The organism is Ruminobacter sp. RM87, from assembly GCF_000701925.1.
In the GTDB taxonomy this organism is placed as follows: Bacteria; Pseudomonadota; Gammaproteobacteria; order Enterobacterales; family Succinivibrionaceae; genus Ruminobacter; species Ruminobacter amylophilus.
In genome coordinates this window covers 41,266-65,388 of record NZ_JNKD01000008.1, presented here as the reverse complement: position 1 = coordinate 65,388, position 24,123 = coordinate 41,266, and the positions used below count along the sequence as shown (strand labels likewise).

Sequence of the window (24,123 nt, the reverse complement as noted above, 5' to 3'; positions counted from 1 at the left end):
CAGAGAGTAAAGCACGCAACCGCCAACGGCATGAAAATGCCTTATGATTCTGATAACAAGCTGCTGGCAAATCTGGATTCCATCGAACAGACGGTATTCAGGGAAGGTTGTTATTACACTCCCGTAACCGGTGTTCAGAGAAGAATAATGGAAGCATTGAACATCCCTAAGCCTTCTACGGAAATATTTGGAAAGCTCTCGAAAGAAGAAGAGGAAACAGACGAAGACGACAACATACAGTCTTTTGACGAATTGGATATTATCCTGAGTGAAATAGAGAAATAATAAGACCGAACCTCATGTTATTTGAAATTCGGTCTTATGACGCCTAAACATATGAATTGCAACAAAGTTTAGGGTACTCCTTTTCGGATTCCTTCCGGGGCCGGGACCGTGCGGTTTTTTATTAATACAAAAAAAGGGACAGCTGAGCCGTCCCTTCAAATTAAGTTTAATAAAACTGATTATTCAGCGTAACGCTTGAACAGTAATGAACCGTTGGTACCGCCGAAGCCGAATGAATTTGATAATGCATAATCAAATTCAGCCTTCTGGGCAACATTAGGAACCAGATTGATGCCTTCAACTTCAGGATCCGGATTTACCAGATTGATGGTTGGAGGGCAGATCTGATCACGTACTGCTAAAGTGGTGATTACTGCTTCAATTGCACCGGCAGCACCCAAGAGGTGACCAGTCATTGACTTGGTTGAGCTTACGCGAACGGTGGAAATTGAATCACCGAAGGTTGCCTTGACGGCACGGATTTCAGCGAGGTCACCGAGGTGAGTAGAAGTACCGTGAGCGTTTACATAGCCAACCTTATCAGCGGTAATTCCGCCGTCATGAATAGCGTTCTGCATGGCAAGAGCCGCACCTGCACCGTCATCCGGAGGAGCAGTCATGTGGAATGCGTCTGAACTCATACCGAAACCGGCGAGTTCTGCGTAGATCTTGGCACCGCGGGCCTTGGCGTGTTCAAGTTCTTCGAGGATCAGTACACCGGCACCGTCACCTAACACGAAACCGTTACGATCAATATCCCATGGACGGCTTGCCTTTTCCGGATCGTCATTGCGGGTTGATAATGCCTTGAGGGCACAGAAACCGCCGATACCCATCTGGGTTGAAGCCTTTTCGGCACCGCCGCAGATCATTACGTCTGCGTCGCCGTACTGAATCAGACGTGCACTCAGACCGATGGCATGAGTACCTGATGAACATGCAGTTACGGTAGCAACATTTGGACCGCGTGCACCGGTTCTGATTGATACATGACCGGAAACCATGTTGATAATGGTTGATGGAACAAAGAATGGACTGATCTTGCGAGGACCGCCTTCAATCAGGGCTTCTGCATTCTTTTCGATAAGACCGAGACCGCCGATGCCTGAACCAATTGCACAACCTACACGAGGAGCATTTTCCGGAGTAATCTCAAGACCTGAATCCTCAAAAGCCATTAAGGCTGCTGCAATACCGTACTGGATGAACAGGTCCATCTTACGGCTGTCTTTCTTATTGATACCAAACTTTTCAGAATCAAAGTCTTTTACCAGACCAGCAATTTTGCTTGGAAAATCAGTAGTATCAAAATGATCGATAAGAGAGATACCGCTCTTACCGGCTAATAAATTCTTCCATGCTTCTTCAACGGTGTTACCTACCGGAGAGAGCATACCAAGACCAGTTATTACAACTCTGCGTTTTGACACAGATTGCCTCCGTACAAATTAAAAAGACCTAAACAAGAAAAGCGTTCAGTTAATCACTAAAACGCTCTTCTTTAATATCACGGAAAAACTACATTAAGTAGCTATTACTTGCGATGTGCTTCGATGTAGTCGATAGCGCTCTGAACGGTAGTGATCTTTTCAGCATCTTCGTCAGGGATTTCGGTATCGAATTCTTCTTCTAATGCCATAACTAATTCTACGGTATCAAGAGAGTCAGCACCCAAGTCGTCGATGAAAGAAGCTGATAATACAACTTCATCTTCGTTAACACCGAGCTGTTCAACGATTACTTTCTTAACGCGTTCTTCAATATTACTCATTTATATTAATCCTATTTACGATTATCGTGTTAATATACAAACCCTTACGGGTTATGAATCTCATTTAATTTAGCTCATTATAGCTATTTATATCTAGTATATCTAGTAAAATATTAAAAAAACTGTCCTATGTCACTAATATACTAAAAATATACTACATGTACATGCCGCCGTTTACGCTGATGGTCTCACCGGTAATGTATGAAGCCATGTCGGAAGCAAGGAACAGTACCGCATTGGCGATATCCTGAGGGTCGCCGAGCTTGCCTGCAGGAACCTGAGTCAGAATGGCTGACTTCTGGTCTTCGGTAAGAGCAGCGGTCATATCGGTAGCGATAAAGCCCGGAGCCACACAGTTAACGGTAATGCCGCGTGATGCAACTTCCTTTGCAAGGCTCTTTGAGAAACCGATTAAACCGGCCTTGGCAGCAGCGTAGTTGCACTGACCCGGATTACCCATCAGACCTACTACGGAACTTACGGAAATGATTCTGCCTGAACGCTTCTTCATCATCGGTCTGAGAACGCCCTTTGACATTCTGTAAACACTTGCAAGATTGGTGTTGATGATGGCATCCCATTCTTCATCCTTCATGCGCATTAACAGATTGTCGCGGGTGATACCGGCATTGTTAACCAGAATATCAACGTCACCGAAAGCGTTCTTTACGGCTTCGAGACACTTGTCTACTGATTCCTGAGAAGAAACATCGAGTACCAGACCGGTGCCGTTTTCACCGAGATATTCAGAAATCTTGGCAGCACCGCTTTCTGAAGTAGCAGTACCGCAGACCTTTGCACCGAGCTTGGCAAAGCTTTCAGCGATGGCACGACCAATACCTCTTGAAGCACCTGTTACAAGTACAACCTTACCTGAAAAATCCATATTTTCTCCTTTACTTAGGCGACTGCAGTCAGAGCTGCGTCTAAAGTTGCGGCATCATTTAAAGAAATTGCGTTAACTTCCTTATCAATGCGCTTGATTAAACCTGACAGAACCTTACCAGGACCTACTTCAATCATGGTCTTGATACCTTCTGCGGAAGCAGACTGAACGGTTTCTACCCAGCGTACGGGACTGTAAAGCTGTCTTACCAGGGCATCCCTTATTGAATCCGCATCGGTAACCTTTGCCACGTCAACATTGTTGATTACAGGAACGGAAGGAACCCTGAATTCAACCTTTGCAAGTTCCTTGGCCAGTTCATCGGCAGCGCTCTTCATGAGGGCGCAGTGTGAAGGAACGCTTACGGCAAGCGGAAGAACACGCTTGGCACCTGCAGCCTTCAGAGCTTCTGAAGCCTTGTCCACAGCTTCCTTGTTACCGGCGATAACAACCTGACCTGGTGAGTTGAAGTTTACTGCCGAGCATACCTGTGAACCTGCGGCTTCGGCACATGCCTTGATGACAACGTCATCGGCAAGACCGATTACTGCGGCCATGGCGCCTACGCCTGCAGGAACGGCAGCCTGCATGAATTCACCGCGAAGCTTGACCAGCTTTACGGCATCCTTGAAATCGATAACGCCTGCACAGACGAGGGCACTGTATTCACCGAGTGAATGACCGGCCATAACTGCAGGCTTTAAGGAACTCTTTTCCTGCCACAGTCTGTATAAGGCAACAGAAGCTGTCAGTAAGGCAGGCTGAGTCTTGTAGGTCTTGCCGAGTTCTTCAGCAGGTCCGTTCATAACGAGATCAAAGAGATCATAGCCTAGAACTTCTGAAGCTTCAGCAAAGGTATTCTTGATTACAGGATATAATTCTGAAAGTTCCTTAAGCATACCTACAGACTGTGAACCCTGACCCGGGAACACAAAACCAAAATTAGCCATATAAACAACTCCTAGTATTTAATTAAAGCACTGCCCCAGGTAAAACCGCCGCCGAATGATTCAAGAAGAATCAGGTCGCCTCTCTTGATGCGGCCGTCTCTGATGCCTTCATCAAGTGCGATAGGTACGGATGCGCCTGAAGTATTACCGTATTTATCAAGATTTACTATAACCTGTTCCATAGGCAGGGCCAGCTTGCGTGCGGTGGCCGCGATAATACGGAGATTTGCCTGATGAGGAACAAGCCATTTGAGTTCGCTGCGGTCAATGGAGTTTTCTTCCATTGTTTCGGTAACCACGTGACTCAAGGTGTTTACCGCCACCTTGAATACTTCGTTGCCCTTCATGTAGAGCCAGCCGATTTCAGGGTTGAGACGGTTTACGTTAGGCAGCTTGAGCAGATCACCGTATGAGCCGTCGGCGTGAATGGTGGCGGAATAGATGCCCGGTTCTTCACTGGCACCGATAACGGCGGCACCGGCACCGTCACCGAAAAGAATGATGGTGGTTCTGTCGTTAGGATCACATGCTGAAGACATTACGTCAGCACCGATAACCAGAGCCTTTCTGGCAGTACCGGCCTTTATGTATGAATCGGCAATGCTTAAACCGTATGAGAAACCGCTGCAGGCTGCCGCCACGTCAAAGGCGGGCTGTCCCTTTGTTCCCAGCATGGCCTGTACCTGACAGGCTGCGGAAGGGAAAGCGTTCGGAGCACTGGTGGTTCCGACAATGATAAGATCAAGATCGTCAGCGGTGATGCCAGCGGCTTCAACAGCCTTTACGGCAGCCTTGTAAGCCATTACTGAAACAGTATCTTCATTTTCAGCTATTCGGCGCTCTCTAATACCGGTTCTTTCAACAATCCACTCATCACTGGTTTCAACCATTTTTTCAAGATCGGCATTGGTACGAACCTTAGGAGGAACGTAGCTGCCTGTACCGAGAATTTTACTGTACATAGAGTTCTATGCGCCCTTTAACTTAACCAAACAATCAGCAATATGCTTAGGCACCTGATTAATACTTTCAGATCTGGCCTGAGCGATTGCACTCACTAAAGCATTACAGTCAGCAGCCCCGTGACTTTTAACGACAACACCGTTAAGTCCCAGAAGAGATGATCCGTTAAATTCATCAGGCTGCATATCAGTTATACGTTTTTTAAGAAGATATTTTATAGGTTTGAGCAGTTTGTGCAAAACAGAAAATCCGTATAATCGCTGTTCTATCACACGATAAAGACCTTCTGCGGTTTTCAGGGCTATATTTCCTGAAAATCCGTCGGTAACTATAACATCTGCGGCACTGCCGAAAATATCATTACCTTCCACAAACCCGATGTAGTTCAGATTTTTACATTGACTCAGAAGCGCAGACGCACCCTGAATTACATCAGTCCCCTTTATAGCCTCGCGTCCCACATTTAAAACAGCAACTCTCGGATTTCCAATATTCAGGTAGTCGGAAGCCAGAATTGATCCCATCAGGGCAAACTGGAACAGAGTATCCTGATCGCAGTAAAGATTCGCGCCCAAATCCAGAAAAACTGTCCCCTTCTTATTTAATGTAGGAAGCACTTTTACCAGTGCGCTGCGGTGAATTCCCGGAATGTTTCCGAGGAGGTGGTTGGCTATCGCCACCATAGCACCGGTATTTCCGGCACTCACAGCTGCCATGGCCTTTTTAGTAGAAACGGCTTCAATAGCCGCCCACATTGATGACTGCCTTTTGTGTCTCAGTGCATGAATAGGATTCTCATTTCCCTCGACGGCATCGGCAGTATTTATCAGTTCAACCCTGGAATTGCCTGTCAGCTTCTCTTTTCTGAAAAGATCCAGCACCAGATCTTCCTTACCGAACGCCAGAACATTCAGATCAGAATAAAACGCCAGTGCCTGCTTGATAGCAGGCACTGACACTCGGGGGCCGAAATCGCCCCCCATTAGATCTAGTGCTACAGTAATACCTTCCAAGGTGATCTGCTTTATTTACTCAGATTACTTGTTAATTACCTTAACACCACGGTAGTAACCGTCAGCGGTTACGTTGTGACGTAAATGGTATTCCTGAGTGGTCTTATCCACAGATACAGTTGGGGTAGCTAAACTATCATGTGATCTGCGCATATCGCGACGTGAACGAGACTTACGATTCTGTTGAACGGCCATTGCCTTCTCCTAATTTACTTACTCTTTAATTTACTCAAAACCGCAAAAGGGTTGGCTTTCTCCGGCTCTATGAATTCGCCAGCCACCCATTCCTTTCCGCCTTCCGGACAATCGGCATCCTCATGTCTGGGAGAGGAAGGCAATGAGAGAATCAGTTCGTCTTCCAGAATCTGGTATAAATCGACTTCACCGAATTCATCGACTTCGACGTAATCATATAAATCCTCCAATCCAAGCTCCTCAACCTTTTTCAGATCGGGAGTGTAGCGAATCTCGGAATTTAATTTCAAGTCAAAGAGTTCACCGCAACGTTGGCATACACACTTCACAGCAGTACCAACACTGCCCTCAATTGCTGTTATACCCTGCAAATCGACACCGAAAGTCAGTCTGACCTCAGCATCTTCAACAATTTCCTCTACTATACCCTGCAGTCTTTCCAACTTTTCCTTTGGAATAATACCAACGTAGTCCAGTCTTTTGGCTGCTGTATATCGAGGGTCCACTTTCTGTGGGATTTTCACTTTTTGCATAGTGTCGCTATGATATATAAAAAACAAATTATAGTCAAAGAAAAAAATTAAAAATTACAAATTGACTATTAACTGACCTCTAAAATACTCACAGGTTTACTCACAGCCGGTTTTTTCAGCTGAATAACGATGTCTGCGGAATATCCGGATTTCCGCGGATGTTTTTTCAACAGCTTTTTCACCGGCTGTCCGAGAGCTTTCCGTCAGTCGTCAGACACCACTCTTCCTTTTTCTCTGTCAATGATGAATTTTCTGATGCATTTTATACCGATCAAAAGTCCCGCACCGGAAAGGAAGAAGAATATCGACACATGCAGTCTGTCCCAGAAGTATTCAAAATACTTGGTATACAGATCAATTCCCATGAATGCGCATCCGAATCCCAGAAGCATTCTGCTTTCCGTCTTTACGCCTAACCAGATGGCGTAGAGCGCCACCGCTCCGAGAACGAGTGCCCAGAAGAACAGTTCCGGATTCGAGTCGCCGAAAATGGACAGAAACCACAGTGCCATAAACGAAACCAGAATGCCGTACGCTCTGCTCATGCCGAGCAGATCTCGGGACTGCAGTATTCCGGCTGAAACCGGCCAGCAGGTCAGTAACGTAAGCAGACCGCCGAATATCAGAAATCTGTACGGCTCCTTTATGGCCAGCCAGTATGCGCCGAAACTGTAGCCGCTGGAGCAGCCCAGCCAGTTACAGAATGATATCAGGGCAAAGAGCCACACCAGTCCGGACTTTCCGAACCACGCAACCGCGCCGTACACAAAGCACCCGACCATCATCATCCACACCATGCCGGCTTCAGGCAGGTTCAGCGCCATACCGAAACAAAACAGCCCCGAGGCGATGCACAGGCATCCGAGCACTAGAAGCAGGCTGTACGTTTTTACGTATTCCGGAGATTTTTCCTTCTGTACAAGTCCAGAGCAGATAAATCCCGCGGCCATGGCAAAGGCCCCCACGGTTTTTACGGCTGCCGGGGTATTATTCATCAGTCTGACAATCAGGTCACTGCAAAAAAGTGATCCGACCGCAATAATCATGCAGCACACGGCAATCCACGTGAAATGAAAAATTATTCTGCGCCAGTTTATTCCGACTCTGATGCTGGCATTAAGGGTTTTAAGCTGCTCATCGGAAAGCAGGCCGGTTTCATGCCAGTAGTCCAGAGCAGAACGCAGTACTCTGGCATGTCTTATATTAACCTCCAGAGGTCTGCAATCCGCAGCCTCGCCGGGATTCTTATCTTTGTTTCCGGATTCTGAAACAGTGTTTTCCGTCATAAACTCTCCTTCCTGCGGTTACGGATACGGTAAATCCATGCTCACTCAGGCCGTCAGTGCGCAAAAACCTGACTTTCCGGAAAGCCCGTCAGGACTCTTCCTTAATATAAAGTTTATTGGAAAAAACCTGATTTTCAAAAACATTTATCCCGAAAATGCATGTTAAGTCCGATTTAACCGGAGTCTGCGAAAAAAAGCCTGAAGTGCAAACTTCAGGCTCTGAAAAAATCATCCTTAAACCAGACGTTATCCTACCGCATTCCGACAGAGTTTCCGGTTCCCGGCAGAAGATCAAGGAGATCTGAAAGAGTGTTAACCACCGCATCGGCGCCGGCATTCATCAGAGTGTTTCTGTCATGAACCCCGGTAAGCACTCCGGCGGTACGGGTATGAGCGTTTACGCCCATGCAGATGTCAAGACTTGAATCCCCCACCATCAGACAGCCCTTCGGCGGAATTCTGAGTTCATCACTGAGTCTGTTCAGCATCTGCTGATCCGGCTTTGATCTCACTTCATCCCCGGTTGATGAAACGTCTATGAACGGAGCAATGGAAACATAGCTCATCACCCTGTCATAGCCTCTGCGGGATTTACCGGTGGCGATACCTATCTTGTAGCCGCGCTTCTTGAGTTCAGATATCACATCGTAGGCATCTCCGAAAAGAGTGGTAGGATTTTCGGCTTCAAGACGCAGGTAGGTATCCTTGTATACCTCAACAGCCTTTCTCACCTCTTCCTCATTTCGTCCCGGAAGGATACTGGCAATGGCCTCGCCGAGAGACAGCCCTATAACCGATTTGGAATCCTCGTTTGATGGAACGTCGGCTCCGACCTCTGAACAGGATATTCTAATACATTCAACTATACGGCTTATGGAATCCATTAATGTACCGTCTATATCAAATATAACTGCTTTTACGTCATCAAACATGTTGCTCTCCATCCTCATCTTCCTTACGAATATTTGAAAGCAGATTTTCCAGATCCCCGGGTAAAGGCGCGTAAACGGTTATTTCCCTGTTGATTACGGGATCGGTAAAGGTTATGTGTTCGGCGTGAAGGAACATGCGGTCAAGCCCGAGAGCCTCAAACCTGCGGTCAAACTCCCTGTCGCCGTATTTGTCGTCACCGAGTATCGGATGACTCCTGTAGGCAAGATGCACGCGAATCTGATGCGTACGCCCGGTATGCGGATATGCCTCCACCAGGGTCACGTCCCTGAAATTCTCCCTGATTTTAAAATCGGTAACCGAAGGTTTCCCGTTGACTTCGTCAACACGAACCAACCTTTCACCGCTCATCAACACGTTCTTGGCAAGAGGAGCTCTTACCGTGGTTATTCTTTTGCTGAACACGCCGCGAACCAGGGCAAGATACTGCTTCTGCATGTTCTTTTCCCTGAACTGTTCATGCAGCTGACGCAGCACGCTGCGTTTCTTGGCCACAATCAGACAGCCGCTGGTTTCCCTGTCCAGACGGTGGGCAAGCTCCAGAAAATGAAGTTCCGGTCTTATGGAACGCAGAGCCTCGATTACCCCGTAGGAAACCCCGCTTCCGCCGTGAACGGGCATGAAGCACGGCTTGTTGATCACCATGAGACCGTCATTTTCATAAAGAACGGCATCCTTCAGGGCACTGACCCTGTCAAGATTGGCTGACGGAAGAATCACTTTGGCTTCAGACATTCTCAGAGGAGGAATTCTGATTTCATCCCCGGCCTGAAGCTTGTACTCCGGTTTGATTCTCTTTTTGTTTACTCTTACCTCACCTTTACGAAGGATACGGTAAATCATGCTCTTGGGCACTCCCTTGAGCACTCTTATCAGAAAATTATCAATTCTGGCGCCGGCCTCATCCTCATTTACGTTCTGAAAACTTACGCCCCTGTGTTCTTCACGAATATCCTGCACGGTAATCTCTCTTTCATCACCCTATTTATCTACGGTTCGTATTTTAACTTATTTTCGTGACATTCTCCACATGACAGGAATAAACATTACATGCCTGCCAGAATACATGTTCATAAAGACTTCAGAAAATACAACAGAAGAATAAAGAAACAATTCCGCCCATGCCGTGATCACGCGGAAAAAATTGATCTATAATACTTTCCGGAGGACTTAGACGTCTGCAGATGATTCACCGGCAACACCCCGGAGACGCCGGCACGAGGTTCCTCACCGTAAAAGATAACATCACGGGCTTTACCGCCCCTGCCGGATAATCCGGTTTAAACCATAACTATAACAATCAAATTCCAGAAACGGACTGATAAACGCATTCAGACAAAACCATTCAGCCGGAGCGCCGCGTGAACGAAAAAAACACGCGCGCAAATCACCGGTCGGGCTTCAGAGATTACAGATTATTACAGAATTAAGAGTACAGTTATGTCCGTTACACTAATACAGATGGTCATGATGGTTGCCACCATCAGTCTAATCATTGGCGCAGGCATCTGGTCCGCCAGAAAAATCAGATCCGCAGAAGGCTTTTCACTTAACGGACGCAGGGCATCGGCAGGCATGGTGGCCGGAGCCATAGCCGGAAGCTGCATCGGCGGAGGCGCCACCATAGGCACTTCGCAGATGGCATTCTCCTTCGGATTCAGCGCCTGGTGGTTCACCATCGGCATCGGTACCGGATTTCTCTTCATGGGCCTGTTCTTCGCCCGCAGGTTCCGTGAAAGCGGCAGCGAAACCATCACCCAGCTGCTGATAAACACCTACGGTTCCGGCAGCGGTCCCGTAGCCTCCGTCATTTCCTCAAGCGGCATATTCTTCGCCGCCGTCGCCTCCGTACTTCCGGCCATCTACCTCATATCCCACCTTATGGATATAAACATCTACGCGGCCGGTGCCATCCTGTTCTTCCTGATTATCGTTTACATATACTTCGGCGGAATCAAAGGAGCCAGCGTTTCAGGTCTTTTCAAAAGCGTGATTCTGTGGCTGATGCTGACGGTCATCGGCTATACCGCGTCAAAGGGCCTGCATGAGGTGAAGGACATAGAGTATTTCATTCCCCGCGGACTGGACATGTTCGGACAGGGATACTGGCAGCCTCTCGAAACAGTGATATCCATGTCTGCCGGACTTCTGTGCGCCCAGAACTATGCTCAGGCAATATTTTCCGCAAGGGATGTGAAAGCCGCCAGAATCGGCTGCTTCGTGGCTTCCGCACTCAGTTTTCCGGTGGGAATTCCGTGTGTACTGGCTTCAATGTACATGAAATCCATGCATCCGGAGGTAACTCCCATCATGGCGCTGCCGGAATTCATCATGCGCTATCTTCCCGAACCGCTCGCCGGCACAGCCCTCGGAGTTCTGATTATCGCCCTGATAAGTTCCATTGCCGGACTCACGCTGGGCATCAGCACCCTGCTCACCAGAGATATATGGACCAGGGTATTCAGAATTACCGAAAGCGGAAAGATACTGAGAACCAACCGTCTCACCGTTATTCTGATTTCCGTACTCACCATCACCTTCTCCCTGTGCAATCTTGAATCACAGATACTGACCTGGAACATACTGGCGCTGGCTCTCAGAGCCGGTATCTTCATACCTCTGGTTCTGGCACTGTACCGTCCGAAACTCATTCCCCCGGCCTGGGCCGTTCCCACCATGCTGGTGGGCACTCTGGTGGCGGGACTTGCCAGACCGGTGCTTCACAGCACCGTTCCGCCACTCTTTCTCGGTTTTGCGGCCGTAATCATCATGATTGTCATCGCCCGTATCCTAAACAGAAAAACACTGTCACCGAGTGTGGAAAAAGCAGTCGAAAGGTAACCCGGTTTTCAGGAAGCAGGTCTGAACAGACTGAGTCTGCGGCCGGTCCCGAAACGCCCGCACTGTCCCGCGGCGGTTTATCCGCCCGTGCCTTTAATATTGCGTTCGGCTGTTTACGGTTTCACCGGCGGTGAATAAATTGTGGATAACAAGTGTACAACCTGATTATAAATAAAACGGGATTTCCGGAACCGCCGTAATTTTTTCCACTCCCGGAAATAATGCGTTTTTCATAATCCGACATAATTATTCCTGATGTCCGTTTCTGCATAATTATGCAGAATAAGTGTTCAATATTCGCCTAAACAAACATTTTTTAACATTATTTCTGCTTTTTTTATTGCCACTGAGTAATTAATAATGAGATAATTAGCGCGGATTATTTCCAACCAGAAAGGTACCTTCCGATACCTTCCGGAAATATCCACAGGACATGCCTCCAGGTGATTCACACCCTGCCGGCGTGTTAAATGAAAAATAGATGTATACAGGTACGGATTAACTCTTAGAGACGTATGAAAGGCAGAGTAATCGACCCGAACTAAAGATTGCATAAGAACCGGGATAACATCCGGGTTCACATTAAGACACGGTATAAGACCAGGAGATTCCGGTTTTCCGATGGATTTTCAGGCAACCGTGAAAATAAGTTCAGCATTCCCCCTTTTACGGGCCTTCAAGTGAATGCGGTTGAGATATAGATAAGACTCAGGCATGTGCCATGTTCTGATAAGACTTGCTATTAATTCTAGTACAAGCTCGGACGGCATATTCTACGTATTCTGCTGTTAATACTGTACCATAACCAGATAAGAGCAGTAATTAATGAAAAGAATGCTAATAAACGCAACTCAGGAAGAGGAGATGCGTGTTGCCCTGGTTGATGGTCAGAAAATCTATGATTTAGATATCGAATCAGCCGGACATGAGCAGAAGAAAGCTAATATCTACAAAGGCGTAATCACCCGCGTTGAACCAAGTCTGGAAGCCGCATTTGTTGATTACGGTACTGACAGACACGGTTTTCTTCCACTCAAGGAAATAGCCAGAGAATACTACAAGCCTGGTTTTTCTTACACCAACAAATCCACCCTGAAAGATGCGATCGCAGAAGGTACCGAAGTTATCGTTCAGATTGAAAAAGAAGAACGCGGACTTAAGGGTGCCGCTCTAACCACCTATATTTCCATTGCAGGTTCATACATCGTTCTGATGCCAAACAATCCTCGCGCCGGCGGTATTTCACACCGCATTGAGGGTGATGACAGAACCGAGCTCAAAAAAGCCCTTGATTCTCTCACCATTCCTGAAGGCATGGGTGTTATCGTCAGAACAGCCGGTGTAGGCAAGAGCCCTGAGGATCTCAACTGGGACCTTAATATTCTTGTAAAGCATTGGGAAATGATCAGGCAGGCTGCCAACGACAGACCTGCTCCTTTCCTCATCCATCAGGAAAGCAACATTGTTCTCAGAGCCATCCGAGACTACCTGAGACAGGACATCGGTGAAATTCTGGTTGATGTGCCTGAAGTATTTGAACAGGTCAAGAAGCATGTTTCCATGGTTCGTCCTGACTTTATTTCCAAGGTTCATCTGTACGAAGGCAGCGACCCGCTGTTCAGTCACTACCAGATTGAATCACAGATTGAATCCGCATACCAGAGAGAAGTTAAACTTCCTTCAGGCGGTTCAATCGTTATCGATCCTACCGAAGCAATGACCTCAATTGACGTTAACTCGGCAAAGGCCACCAAGGGCGGAGACATTGAAGAAACCGCACTTCAGACCAATATTGAAGCAGCCGAGGAAATCGCCAGACAGCTCCGTTTACGAGATGTCGGCGGTCTGATTGTTATCGACTTCATCGATATGAAGCCTGTTAAGAATCAGCGTGAAATAGAGAACAAGATGCGCGAAGCAACCAGACAGGACAGAGCAAGAATCCAGTTTGCCAGAATTTCCCGTTTCGGTCTTCTGGAAATGTCCAGACAGCGTATCAGACCATCACTCGGTGAATCAACCTCTCACGTATGTCCGCGCTGCGCAGGCCTCGGTTCAATCAGAGACAACGGCTCTCTCGCCCTCTCAATTATCCGTATCATTGAAGAGGAAGCCATCAAGGATTTCACTGCCTCAGTATGTGCAAGAGTTCCTCTTGAAGTGGCAGCCTACCTGATGAACGAAAAGAGACATTCTCTCGACGGTATTGAAAAGCGTCACGAAGTACGCGTTTACATCATACCTGACAGAACTCTTGAAACTCCTAACTACGAAATTGCCCGTATCAGAAGCGGTGAAGATGCTGAAATCAATACCTTCAACTTAATGAAGCGTAACGCTCCTCAGTTCAACACCCCTGCTCCAAGCAATTTCCCTGCGGCACATGAAGACCAGACCGTAATCAGCAGCAGAAACCGTTACGAACCGCAGAAACCTGCCGTAAACCTTGAAGCAATCAGCGAAAGCATTGCCAAGCCGGCTCCTGCGGTAACTCCTGTTCAGTCCGTAGGTATATTCAAGCGCATGCTTAACAGCATCGTCGGTCTGTTCCGTGCCGAAGACAAGGACATCAATGACGCTACCGTCAGCAAGCCTTCAATCTCCAAGGTAAACGTGAACAGAAAGGACAGCTCTACAGCCAAGCGCGACCGCAACGGCAAGAACCGTCCTGCCGGAAATCAGGCCGGAGCAAAGAACCGCAGCACCCAGGCAGGCAGAAAACCTGCTCAGAACACTGCTGTTCAGGCACAGAAACCTGCAGGAAACAAGTCCAAGAACAGACCTGTTATCGAGGAAGAAATTCAGGTTAAGGGAAACCGCAGCGCCAAGAAGAATCATCCTCAGGAAGGAAAGAACGCCAACCGCAGGGAAGAAGCAGTCAAGACTGAACATACCGCAGTTGAAAACACTGCTGAAGTTCAGCAGACTCAGAAGTCTGAAAAGCCTGCAAGAAACGGCAAACAGCAGCAGAAGAGAAACCAGAACGGTGAAAACCAGAGAAAGGAACGCAAGCCGCGCCAGAATCAGCAGGCTGCCAAACCTGAAACCGCGGTTGAAACCGAAGCTGCGGCAGCAGAAACCGCTGTGACGGCACCTGCAACTCCTAAGGCTGTTCCGTTTGAATACAGAACTCCTGCCAGGATCGGCTGTATCTCCAACGTAAGTTTCGTGGCTGTAGCCATGACTGAACCTGCACCTTGCGATCTTGACGAGGTTGCTCCTTCAGCCGGTATTGAAACCGAAACTCCTACCGGAGCATGCGGCAGACATGCAGGCTTCAGTTCCATCAGCAATCTGGCTCACGTTGAAATGACCGAACCGGAAGCAGGTGAACTTCCTGTCGTTGAACCTTCATCAGGAACCGAACAGAATGAGCTCTTCAATGAAGCAGCCGGTTTTGCCGGAGTAAGCTCCATCAGAAACCTCACCACTGTTCCAATGACCGAAGCCGGAGCCGGAGCAAAGGAAGAATCAGTACCTGAAGTTTATGCTGAAGCAGAAGTTAAGACAGAAGCTCAGGCAGAAAACGTTCAGAGTGCTGTCGAAGTCCAGCAGGAAGTAAAGGCAGAAGAAGAACAGGTAAAACCTGAAGCGGCTGAAAGTTCAGAAGCATCGGAACCGCAGGTTCTTCCTGAAGAAAACGGCAAAGCAGAATAATTAAACGCAGACGCGTTTATTTAATCTGACACAAAAGGCATGAATCATATTCATGCCTTTTTTATTTCATTTCGGGAAGAATTCAGAAACAGCGGTATTCAGCTCTTTTGACGGTCTGCCGCATCTGATGTTCATTCTCCGTGAGACACTGTTAAACTTAAGGCATGAACTCTGCTTTATGAATCATGGACTTTCAGCTTCTTTACCGAATGAACATGAAAATCCTGTCTCCGGACAGTTTCATCCCGGATTATCCTTACGGATATCCGGGGAAATCATTTTTACTGTTATGACAGAACCTTACTGAACCCAGTGATAATCAGGGCATTTACGAAATCAATAATAAGCGAGCCCACAATTGAGACTACAAAAAAGGCTCTCGGTGCCTGACCGTAAAATCCCGTAAGAGTAGACATGTTGGCCAGGGCATTAGGTGTGGCTCCCATGCCGAAACCGCACTGTCCGCAGCAGAGTACGGCGGAATTATAGTTTCTTCCCATTATTCTGAAGGTAACGAAATAAACAAACAGTATCAGGAACAGACACTGAACAGCCAGCGTTACCGCAATCGGACCCGCCAGAGACTTGAGTTCCCATAAATGGAGATTCATCAGGGCAAAGGCCAGAAAATACTGCAGAGCCAGATTGCCGGATGTTGCTATCGCATGATCGGGAACGCGGTGTCCGGTACAGTCAACGATATTTCTGATGAAACAGGCCACAACCATCGGTCCCAGATAGGCGGGCAGTACAAATCCTGCTGATTTCAGCCAGTCCATCAGCAGAGTTCCAACTGCCACCGCTGAAAAAATATATATCAGTGCAGCTCCCAGCGTATCCTCGCGAAGATGCTTTACGGTCTGTTCCTGTTCACACTCATCTGATAAAAACTCCCTGCGTCCGGGATATTCGATGCTGTGCCTTTTTATAATGAATTTTCCGAGAGGTCCGCCGATGAGAGAACCTGAGATGAGACCGAAGGTGGCGCAGGTTACGGCTATAGAGAGACCGCCGGCAAGCCCCGCCTTCTCAAGTTCAACACCGAAGGCCGCCGAAGTTCCGTGTCCGCCCACAAGAGAAATGGATCCCGTCGCCAGTCCCAGCAGAGGATTCTCATTGAAGAGGCAGGCCATACCGATGCCTGTAAGATTCTGTCCCGCAATCATCAGTACCGTACACAGAGTAAACAGCAGAACCTCCTTTCCTCCCCGGAGAAGCAGTCTGAAGGATGCCATGTAACCTATTCCGGTGAAGAACATCATCATTGTCAGATCCTTCAGCTGGTTATCAAAATGCAGTTCATGATTCCAGTATTCATGAGCAATCAATGACATTATCGCGAAAAAGATACCTCCGGCAACGGGTCCGGGAATGAAGAATTTTCTGAGAAAAGGCAGGATACTCTTGACCGCATGCCCCATTATAAGAACCAGAGTGGCGCAGATAAGAGAGTTCATCATGTCAAGACTGTAAATTACGGTTTGAGATTGCATAATCGTATGGATTTTCTGTAAATGAAACACTTTTTTAAATTACCCCGTAATCATACAGTAAAATGCAGGAAATATGCTAATCTGATGTCACGCTTAAGACAAAGATCCTTAATAAAACGACATTACATGCTCATGAATATGTTAATATACATGACCGGTTATGAACCTAGTCGATATAAAGGGATAAAACAATGACTGACAGATTATTGAAAGGCTGTTTTACCGGCCTCATTTTAAGTTTGTTCACCGCAGGCATCGCCGAAGCCGCACCCAACATCTGGAGCAGCGAATTCCAGCAGCAGTGGTGGGAATACACTATTCATTCTCCAAAGAATAAAATCAAAATCGCCATCGGCTGCATGGGTGAAGTCAATAAAAATGCCGATGATGAAGATGAAGGTGAAGAGATTCATCGCAACCTGTACGTTTACGCGGACGGTGAGGATTTAATCGAGAAGGAACATGCCAACAAGGTTGAATACTACAAAAACGAAGAGGAAAACACTCGGGACGGCTATGATCAGGTTGAGTTCTACATAGACGGCAAGCTCTACACCTTTGATACCGAGATGAAAGACAATTTAATTGAGATTCCTACGGAATACAAATCCACCGGCCTTGCCTGGACTGAATTTCTGGAGAAGCTGCAGAAAGCCACAAAGATTGAAGTTTTCTTTGCTGAAGAAAAGATCGGTGAACTCAATCCAAGAGAAGACAGTCTGAAGAATCTCAAGGACATCACCACCACCTGTGCTTCCGTATACTAACGGTCTGCACCGGCATTTCCGACATGCGCGGTCTTTTTCCCCCGACGGGCCGAGAAAAGGGCCGCGCATAATCCTTACCGTTTTTCCTTCAGCGTCATATGACGTCTTACGGCCAGAGTGAGTCGTGCGGTATTTACCTGCTGATTCCGGCTGTTGAAGGCATCAATCTGCCATACCTGAACGGTATTTCCTATGTGAACCGGTCTGGCAACCGCCCTTACCGTATCCCCGATTTTTACGGCTCTGATGTGATTTATGTTGAGATCAAGTCCGAGACATGAGTAATCCCTGTCGCAGGCGTAGTTACCCGCTATGGAGCCCACGGTTTCCGCAAGCACTGCTCCGGCGCCTCCGTGAAGCAGTCCGAAGGGCTGGCATGTTTTCTGATTCACCGGCATGACGGCCTCAAGATAATCATCCCCAATGGAAGTGAATTTGATTTCCAGAAATTCCACCATGGAATTCTTTCCGAGAGCGTTTACCGCTTCCAGGCTGCACTGTTTTTTCCAGATCATGTTCCTGTCCTGCTATTATGAATACTTATGAAATGATGTTATTTTACTATCATTGAGCCGGGACCGTAACCTGACGCTCTCAAATAATCGGCATTCAGCACCTAAACGCTGTGTGCTGATGCTGATTACCGGAGTCTGAAACGGAAGAAGCCTGATTCATGGCATGAATCAGGCTTCCGTAATCACGAACCGTGAAGACTAGGTTCTCTGATTGTTTGAGGACTTGCTGTTTCTGTTCGCTCCCAGCTTGTTCTTAATCAGTGCGTCAATAAGTGAGGCGTTGCTCTTGGTGTTTTCCGAAGAAACGGTACCCACCTTGGTATTGTCACTGTTCTCGCTTTCGGCAGGTGTTTCAGGCAGATGGGATATGAGCTTGTAGTTTCCTTCCTTGAGCTTCTGTCCGTATTCCTCGATTACCCCTTCGAGATCGTCAAGCAGAACCTTGAGGGTCTGAGTGGTAACCGGCTTGGAGGCAATGCTCACCATGCCTACCTTGCGGCATTCGATACGTTCCTCATCCGAGTTGTTGGCGGTAAGAGCCACAATCGGCAGCGGAGCAATGGTACCGAGAATCTGGCGCGTTGCCTCGATACCGTCCATAACCGGCATGCGGATATCCATAAGCACCAGATCCGGAAGTTCCTTTCTGATGGCGTCTATGGCCTCCTGACCGTTGTTGGCCAGAGTCACTATGTGGCCGAGTTTTTCCAGCATGGTCTTGATGACAAACTGGTTGATCTGTGAATCTTCAACCAGCAGGATGCGGTAGTTGTGGTCGCGGTGCTCGGTCTTGTCGCGTCTTACGGAGTTGGCGCCGATAAGAGGAGATGAAGGCACCTTGCACGGTATTTCAAACCAGAAGGTTGAGCCCTTGCCCTTTTCACTGCGGATACCGATCTTGCCGCCCATGTGTTCCACCAGGCGCTTGCATATTGAAAGTCCCAGGCCCGTACCGCCGTACTTGCGGGAAATGGAACTGTCCACCTGCACAAACGGCTTGAACAGGTTGCTGAGATTTTCCGGTTCGATGCCCGGACCGGTATCGGTAATGGAAAACTTCAGACGGTTCTCGAAACGTTCCGCATTCACGGTTACGCCGCCTACCGAGGTGAACTTGATGGCGTTGTTGATGAGATTGAACAGAATCTGTGACAGTCGGTGCTGGTCCCCGTAAATGAGTGTAGGGAAGTTGTCGGCAATGTTGAGCTTTAGGCTGATGTTCTTTTCCAGAGCCTTGTCGCGCATCTGGATGATGGTTGAGTTGAGGGCGAACTTGATGTCGAAGCTCAGATTTTCCAGAGTCATTGCCTTGGAGGTTATGCGTGACAGATCCAGTACGTCATGCAGAATGGTCTGAAGCAGTGAGGCACTCTGATGCACGTGCCTGATGTATGAGGTCTGAACCTCGTTGAGCTGAGTCTGCTCCAGAAGGTCAATCATCCCCAGGATGGCCTGCAGCGGAGTCTTGATTTCATGAGACATCACGGCCAGATATTCAGTCTTGGAACGGTCAGCCTGTTCAGCTTCAATCTTGGCATTCTCAAAATCCTGACGTTCCTTGTGTTCTCTGGTTATATCCTTGACTATGCCGCGGTATCCGAGATATTCGCCGTTCTGGCCGTAGTATGGTTCGCCGCTGATGGCAACCCACAGGGTTCTGCCGCCCAGTCTGAAAGGCAGTTCAATATTGGAGATGAAGGCATGATCCTTTACCAGCTTCACCAGATCCACCATGGACTGACTGTGCTTGTTAATCTGTTCACTGTCCAGAAGATCGTATACCGTCTTGCCTATAAAGCTTTCGTATATCGGAAGATTGCGCTTGTCGTTGGAATCCAGAAAATGGATGTTGCCTGATTCCACGGACACCTGAACCAGCTTGTGCTCGGTATCGGTCTGCCAGAATATTTCATGGGAAAGATTACGGAATGACTGGAGTTTGCTGTGATAGTCCACCATTTCATTGGTGTGTTCGGTAACAATCTTTTCAAGCTGTGTTCTGTAGCTGATACAGGCTATGGACTGTTCAATGAACGGAAGATAGTTTTTCACGTCCACGCGACTGCGCATGTCAAGACGCAGAGGCACGTGATGAGTGCACACGAACAGCAGATGCTGATGTTCGAAGATAATCGGAATCACCATCACAGAACGCACCAGACTTGAAAATTCCGGATCCGTGCTTTCAAATCCCCTGGCGACGCCGGGGTTGGAAAGAATGATGATGTCCTGGGTTTTCAGGGCTATGCTGAGAGGTCCGGCAAGCACCCACTGATGATCTCTGAGAACCTGATGGGAGGCATAGATAATCTCCATGTTGTCCGAGTCCTCGGCCTCCATGCTGTGACTGATGAGTACGACCTCTTCGAAAGTGATTATGTTGTGCAGGGCGGCAATCAGGGTGGCAAACTGCTGTTCCTGGCCGTTGGCGGTAAACAGTTCGTAAAACACGTTAAAAATGTTTTTACGGTTGTCCACCAGCTTCATTTCACGGTCACGCGCAAGTTCCACCTCAAGTCTGGCCTGACGTAATTCCGCTTCAAGTTTGGCTATGCGTTGCTCTATGGAAATCATAATCAATTACCCAACCTGTTCTAAAAATGATACGGTGATTACGGTACAGTTCGCCAGCCGGTATTCCTCGTCCACGGTACCGACGTTTTCCCCGGCAACGGAACAGGTCATGAATTCAGCGCCGGAATGATAATTTCTGACACGTTCAACAATGCTGTTGAAATTCTGAGCCTTGGAACCCTTGCAGAAGGATTCGCACATGAAGTGCAGTCCCCCTATCGATCTGTAATTCAGGGGATAGTGGATCATGAAGCAGTTGGCCATGTCCACGTTGTGAGCCTTCATCAGATATACCTTCTCTCCCTTCGGAAAGGCCGAATTCAGTTCAACCCCGCGGTTTCTGGTAACGCTGTTTACCACTGACACGTTATAGCGGTTGCCGTACTCCACGTCATAGGAATCATATGCCAGGAAGTAATCCCTGTTTACCCCGGTAAGCAGTCTCTGCATTTCATCCGTATCCATGCAGGTACTGTCAATATCGATATTGGTGAAAAACATGTCGGCAGCCGGCTTGTTGTCAATTTCACTGATTACGATGTCATCGGTGGATGTAATCTGCCCCAGTTCCCCGAACAGCTTAACCTCGCTGAGGGAATTAATCTGGATGGTGCTGTTGGTATAGAAGGATACCACCAGATACGCCTCCTCGGCGGTAACCGATTCCCTGTCGGTAAAGAAGGATACGTGCTCATGGGAATTGTCTATAATTCCCCCCACTATGGAGGCTGATGATCCCAGAATATTCTTCACCTCGTTGCCGAATGCCGAAGTTACCTTTTTGGTGTTGAACAGCACGATGAGGTTGGGCATGATTCCGGCTCTGTCCGCCTGATTCTCCACCTCATGCAGTGTTTCATCAAGATTCATCGGCACACCGGGACTGAAAGTCTTGCAGGCACAGCCGAAAGCCGATGTCGGATCGTAATATGCCTGAACAAAGAGAGTTTTGCTCAGACTGGTGTTTTCAGAAAACTTTTTTACTGAAAATCTGGATTTGGCGGAGCCTGATCCGCTGCCGGCACCGCCGTTTCCTGAATTCTGAGTCTGTTCAAAACCTACCGAAAGCGTATTGCTGAAACAGCCTTCCTTTGCCGGAATGCCGGCAATCACGGTATCAGGGAATGCGGAGACAAAAGCCTGACGCAGTTCCTCGACCTCGGAAACGGATGAAAAATAAACCATCAGAAAGTTCGGTGCTTCGGAATCAAAGGACCGGAGCTGGGTTCTGATGTCCGAAACCGCTCTGGCATTGTCTTCAACCTTTACACTTACAACCTTTATTTTCATATCCGTTTCCTAAAAACACCTGACTTTCACGTCTTTTAAACTTACAGTCCGGGGAATTTCTTCAGCCGAACCGTTATGAATTCTCTCTATACAGGCTTTCCTTCCAGCACATCGGACTGAATCTGCCTCATTTCCACGTTGGTGGCCCTGATAACTTCTATAAGCCGCATGATCTCACTCTTTAACTCTGAAAGCTCTTCACCTTTCTTGAACCTTCCGTCAAGCTCAACGGCAAGCTCCCTGATTCTGGTGGCTCCGTAGGTACTGCCCACGCCCTTTAAGGTATGCACTTCCCTGGCCAGGGATACGTAATCACCCGATGCCACGGCATCCGTGATTTTCTGAATGGTATTCTCTGAATCTGACAGATAAACATCAATAAGTGACGGAAGGACTTCCGGTCCGAGATCCCCTAGAAAAAACATCAGTTCTTTTTTGTCAATCAGCATTTTATTATTATCACTGTCTGTTGTTAATTATTTATAATCGTCATTTTCCCACTAAAGATTATACAACAGCCTCAGAGATAATATATATTCCTCTATCGCAATTTTGAAGACTGCCTTTTTCAGCCGGAAACAGGTCCGCTGAAGCGGCTTTTATACAGTAACTTATATTCTGGTATACTGACGTTACGCGAAACACTCTTCTGAACATTCGCCAAATCAGAACATATAAGCGCCGAGACCGGTACGATCCGGTTAAAGCCATAAAATTTTCGGTTATTATTTACTCTTTCCGCTCATAAGAAGTTTAAATTCAACTTGTTCTGATTCACATTCATCTGCGGTCAGAGCCATATTATTATGTGCTCTGCAGCGATCTCAGCGTGCTTGACAATATTCATCAGAATAAACAGACTCTGACACTGGTTTTGATTCGCCGGGACTGAGTTTTTTCCTCAGGTCCGACTGTCTGATTTTCGACATAAACACCTCAAAAAACCCAAAAAGAATACCCGAATATTTTATAAATTCCGGGAGTCTGCATAACATCAGTTTTTTGGTGATATGTAAACTCCTTGATTTTTCAAGGTGTCATGCCGTTTTTACAAAAATGTTCTAATTACCTGCTCTTAACATCAATGAAAGGCAGGCTGCTTCCCGGAACCATGGTTGAAGGAAGTTTGCCGTCCCACTTTTCCGCAACGGTGAGTCTTACGATTTCACTGTTTTCGCGTAATGCCTCACCTCTTAATCTGATGGCTGCGGCATTTGCCTCTTCAGTCTTGAGGATGGCATAAGCCTGAGCGTCGGCACGCTTCTTTACAGCTTCTGATTCAGCCTCGGCAATCTTTACCTTCTGCTGGGATTCAAGCTGCACGCGTTCAAGTTCAGCCTTGGCCTTTTCAACATCGGCTCTTGCCTTCATGGCATTTTCAACAGAAGTTTCATAAACCTTGGAGAATGAAATATCTTCCACCTGAACGGAACGGATCTGCACCGGAATATCAGTCATAAGCTCCTTGAACTGAGTGTTCAGAAGATTTACGAATTCAGCTCTCTTCTGAATTACCTTCTCGGCGTTGTACTGACCGAAAATAGTCTTGGCACAGTCAATAAGCTTCGGAGCAATCACGTATTCGTAAATGTATTTTTCATCACCCTTGTAGTTTACGTAAATATCCTCAGCCTTGGTGCCTACAAAATTCCAGATTACGTTGATTTTAAGAGTGGCGTTCTGCTGATCAAAGGTATATGCCTCTGTTTTCACGCTGCCGCTGTTTGACTTGAGGTCAATAAACTTCACCTGCTGATAGAAAGGCACCTTTGAATGCATGCCCGGCTGAGATACGGATGAAATCTTACCGCCTGACAGTACCACGCCGACCATTGACGCGTTTACGGTGTAAAACAGTTCGGCAAAAAAGAAGACAACAAAAAATATTATTGCCGCGCCGATCACTGCCGCGAAAGTGAATCCTCTGCCGTGTCCGCTGCTATGACTTACCTGACTCATTTGATAATCCTTTTATTAAGTTCATGTAACATATAAAACAATTTTCTGCTAAATGTATCACATGTTCGCCCGTGACATTGAGTATTATCTCAAATAAATTCAGATCCGCTCACTGTTTTTTTGCATCATTTAACGGCTCATTTTCTCCCGACCTGATTTTTCGGAAAAAGTGCGTTACGCATTGTAAGGTTCCA

Annotated in this window: 21 protein-coding genes; 4 read left to right on the top strand and 17 right to left on the bottom strand. The window is 47.4% G+C overall.

Annotated features, from left to right (window positions below; genetic code table 11):
* Window positions 1-285 (top strand): hypothetical protein (locus T489_RS15110; RefSeq protein WP_031578695.1); only part of this gene is annotated, 285 nt, incomplete at its 5' end.
* A gap of 179 nt (window positions 286-464) precedes the next feature.
* On the opposite strand, the gene fabF is transcribed toward T489_RS15110, so the two are convergent.
* From fabF to rluC, 11 genes are all read right to left on the bottom strand, one after another.
* A complete protein-coding gene (gene fabF, locus T489_RS0103680; protein WP_031578694.1) occupies window positions 465-1,715 on the bottom strand; it encodes a beta-ketoacyl-ACP synthase II in 1,251 nt (416 codons plus the stop codon).
* Window positions 1,716-1,819: 104 nt separating this feature from the next.
* On the bottom strand, window positions 1,820-2,056 hold the full coding sequence (acpP, locus tag T489_RS0103675) for an acyl carrier protein (protein ID WP_031578692.1): 237 nt from the start codon (window positions 2,054-2,056) through the stop codon (window positions 1,820-1,822).
* 154 nt (window positions 2,057-2,210) lie between these two features.
* Complete coding sequence (gene fabG, locus T489_RS0103670; protein ID WP_031578691.1) at window positions 2,211-2,942, bottom strand: 3-oxoacyl-ACP reductase FabG; 732 nt, start codon at window positions 2,940-2,942, stop codon at window positions 2,211-2,213.
* A gap of 14 nt (window positions 2,943-2,956) precedes the next feature.
* On the bottom strand, window positions 2,957-3,892 hold the full coding sequence (gene fabD, locus T489_RS0103665) for an ACP S-malonyltransferase (protein ID WP_031578690.1): 936 nt from the start codon (window positions 3,890-3,892) through the stop codon (window positions 2,957-2,959).
* 11 nt (window positions 3,893-3,903) lie between these two features.
* On the bottom strand, window positions 3,904-4,854 hold the full coding sequence (locus tag T489_RS0103660; protein ID WP_031578689.1) for a beta-ketoacyl-ACP synthase III: 951 nt from the start codon (window positions 4,852-4,854) through the stop codon (window positions 3,904-3,906).
* A gap of 6 nt (window positions 4,855-4,860) precedes the next feature.
* Window positions 4,861-5,868: a phosphate acyltransferase PlsX gene (plsX, locus tag T489_RS0103655; RefSeq protein ID WP_157608043.1), complete on the bottom strand. Its 1,008-nt coding sequence runs from the start codon at window positions 5,866-5,868 to the stop codon at window positions 4,861-4,863.
* Between the two features lie 24 nt (window positions 5,869-5,892).
* On the bottom strand, window positions 5,893-6,063 hold the full coding sequence (gene rpmF, locus T489_RS0103650) for a 50S ribosomal protein L32 (RefSeq protein ID WP_031578687.1): 171 nt from the start codon (window positions 6,061-6,063) through the stop codon (window positions 5,893-5,895).
* Window positions 6,064-6,077: 14 nt separating this feature from the next.
* Window positions 6,078-6,596: a YceD family protein gene (locus T489_RS0103645; protein WP_031578686.1), complete on the bottom strand. Its 519-nt coding sequence runs from the start codon at window positions 6,594-6,596 to the stop codon at window positions 6,078-6,080.
* Window positions 6,597-6,799: 203 nt separating this feature from the next.
* Window positions 6,800-7,882 carry a hypothetical protein gene (locus T489_RS0103640; RefSeq protein WP_031578685.1) on the bottom strand — a complete coding sequence of 361 codons (1,083 nt, stop codon included), beginning with the start codon at window positions 7,880-7,882 and terminating at the stop codon, window positions 6,800-6,802.
* A 251-nt stretch (window positions 7,883-8,133) separates the two neighbouring features.
* Window positions 8,134-8,826, bottom strand: coding sequence for an HAD family hydrolase (locus T489_RS0103630; RefSeq protein ID WP_051621763.1), 693 nt, complete (start codon window positions 8,824-8,826; stop codon window positions 8,134-8,136).
* The gene (rluC, locus tag T489_RS0103625; protein WP_031578683.1) at window positions 8,807-9,784 is read right to left on the bottom strand and encodes a 23S rRNA pseudouridine(955/2504/2580) synthase RluC; all 978 of its coding nucleotides are present in this window, start codon (window positions 9,782-9,784) and stop codon (window positions 8,807-8,809) included. Before rluC ends, T489_RS0103630 begins: the two co-directional genes overlap by 20 nt.
* A gap of 489 nt (window positions 9,785-10,273) precedes the next feature.
* On the opposite strand from rluC, the gene T489_RS0103620 reads away from it, so the two are divergent.
* Window positions 10,274-11,674 carry a sodium:solute symporter family protein gene (locus T489_RS0103620; protein ID WP_031578682.1) on the top strand — a complete coding sequence of 467 codons (1,401 nt, stop codon included), beginning with the start codon at window positions 10,274-10,276 and terminating at the stop codon, window positions 11,672-11,674.
* A gap of 825 nt (window positions 11,675-12,499) precedes the next feature.
* Window positions 12,500-15,331 (top strand): ribonuclease E, encoded by a 2,832-nt coding sequence (gene rne, locus T489_RS14565; RefSeq protein ID WP_084155388.1) that lies wholly within the window; start codon window positions 12,500-12,502, stop codon window positions 15,329-15,331.
* A 287-nt stretch (window positions 15,332-15,618) separates the two neighbouring features.
* Here rne and gltS read toward each other — a convergent pair whose 3' ends face one another.
* Window positions 15,619-16,824, bottom strand: coding sequence for a sodium/glutamate symporter (gene gltS / locus T489_RS0103605; protein WP_031578679.1), 1,206 nt, complete (start codon window positions 16,822-16,824; stop codon window positions 15,619-15,621).
* Between the two features lie 191 nt (window positions 16,825-17,015).
* On the opposite strand from gltS, the gene T489_RS0103600 reads away from it, so the two are divergent.
* Complete coding sequence (locus T489_RS0103600; protein WP_031578678.1) at window positions 17,016-17,591, top strand: hypothetical protein; 576 nt, start codon at window positions 17,016-17,018, stop codon at window positions 17,589-17,591.
* A 74-nt stretch (window positions 17,592-17,665) separates the two neighbouring features.
* Here the strand turns inward: T489_RS0103600 and T489_RS0103595 are convergent, their stop codons facing one another.
* The 5 genes from T489_RS0103595 to T489_RS0103575 all read right to left on the bottom strand — a co-directional run bounded on the left by T489_RS0103595 (window position 17,666) and on the right by T489_RS0103575 (window position 23,929).
* Window positions 17,666-18,106 carry a hotdog fold thioesterase gene (locus T489_RS0103595; RefSeq protein WP_031578677.1) on the bottom strand — a complete coding sequence of 147 codons (441 nt, stop codon included), beginning with the start codon at window positions 18,104-18,106 and terminating at the stop codon, window positions 17,666-17,668.
* 198 nt (window positions 18,107-18,304) lie between these two features.
* On the bottom strand, window positions 18,305-20,680 hold the full coding sequence (locus T489_RS14095) for an ATP-binding protein (RefSeq protein ID WP_051621761.1): 2,376 nt from the start codon (window positions 20,678-20,680) through the stop codon (window positions 18,305-18,307).
* A 6-nt stretch (window positions 20,681-20,686) separates the two neighbouring features.
* Window positions 20,687-21,970 carry an FIST N-terminal domain-containing protein gene (locus T489_RS0103585; RefSeq protein ID WP_031578675.1) on the bottom strand — a complete coding sequence of 428 codons (1,284 nt, stop codon included), beginning with the start codon at window positions 21,968-21,970 and terminating at the stop codon, window positions 20,687-20,689.
* Window positions 21,971-22,056: 86 nt separating this feature from the next.
* Window positions 22,057-22,419, bottom strand: a complete 363-nt coding sequence (locus tag T489_RS0103580; RefSeq protein WP_031578674.1) for an Hpt domain-containing protein — start codon at window positions 22,417-22,419, stop codon at window positions 22,057-22,059.
* 616 nt (window positions 22,420-23,035) lie between these two features.
* Entirely contained in the window at window positions 23,036-23,929 is an 894-nt protein-coding gene (locus tag T489_RS0103575) for a prohibitin family protein (protein WP_031578673.1), read from the bottom strand.
* Window positions 23,930-24,123: the final 194 nt, after the last annotated feature.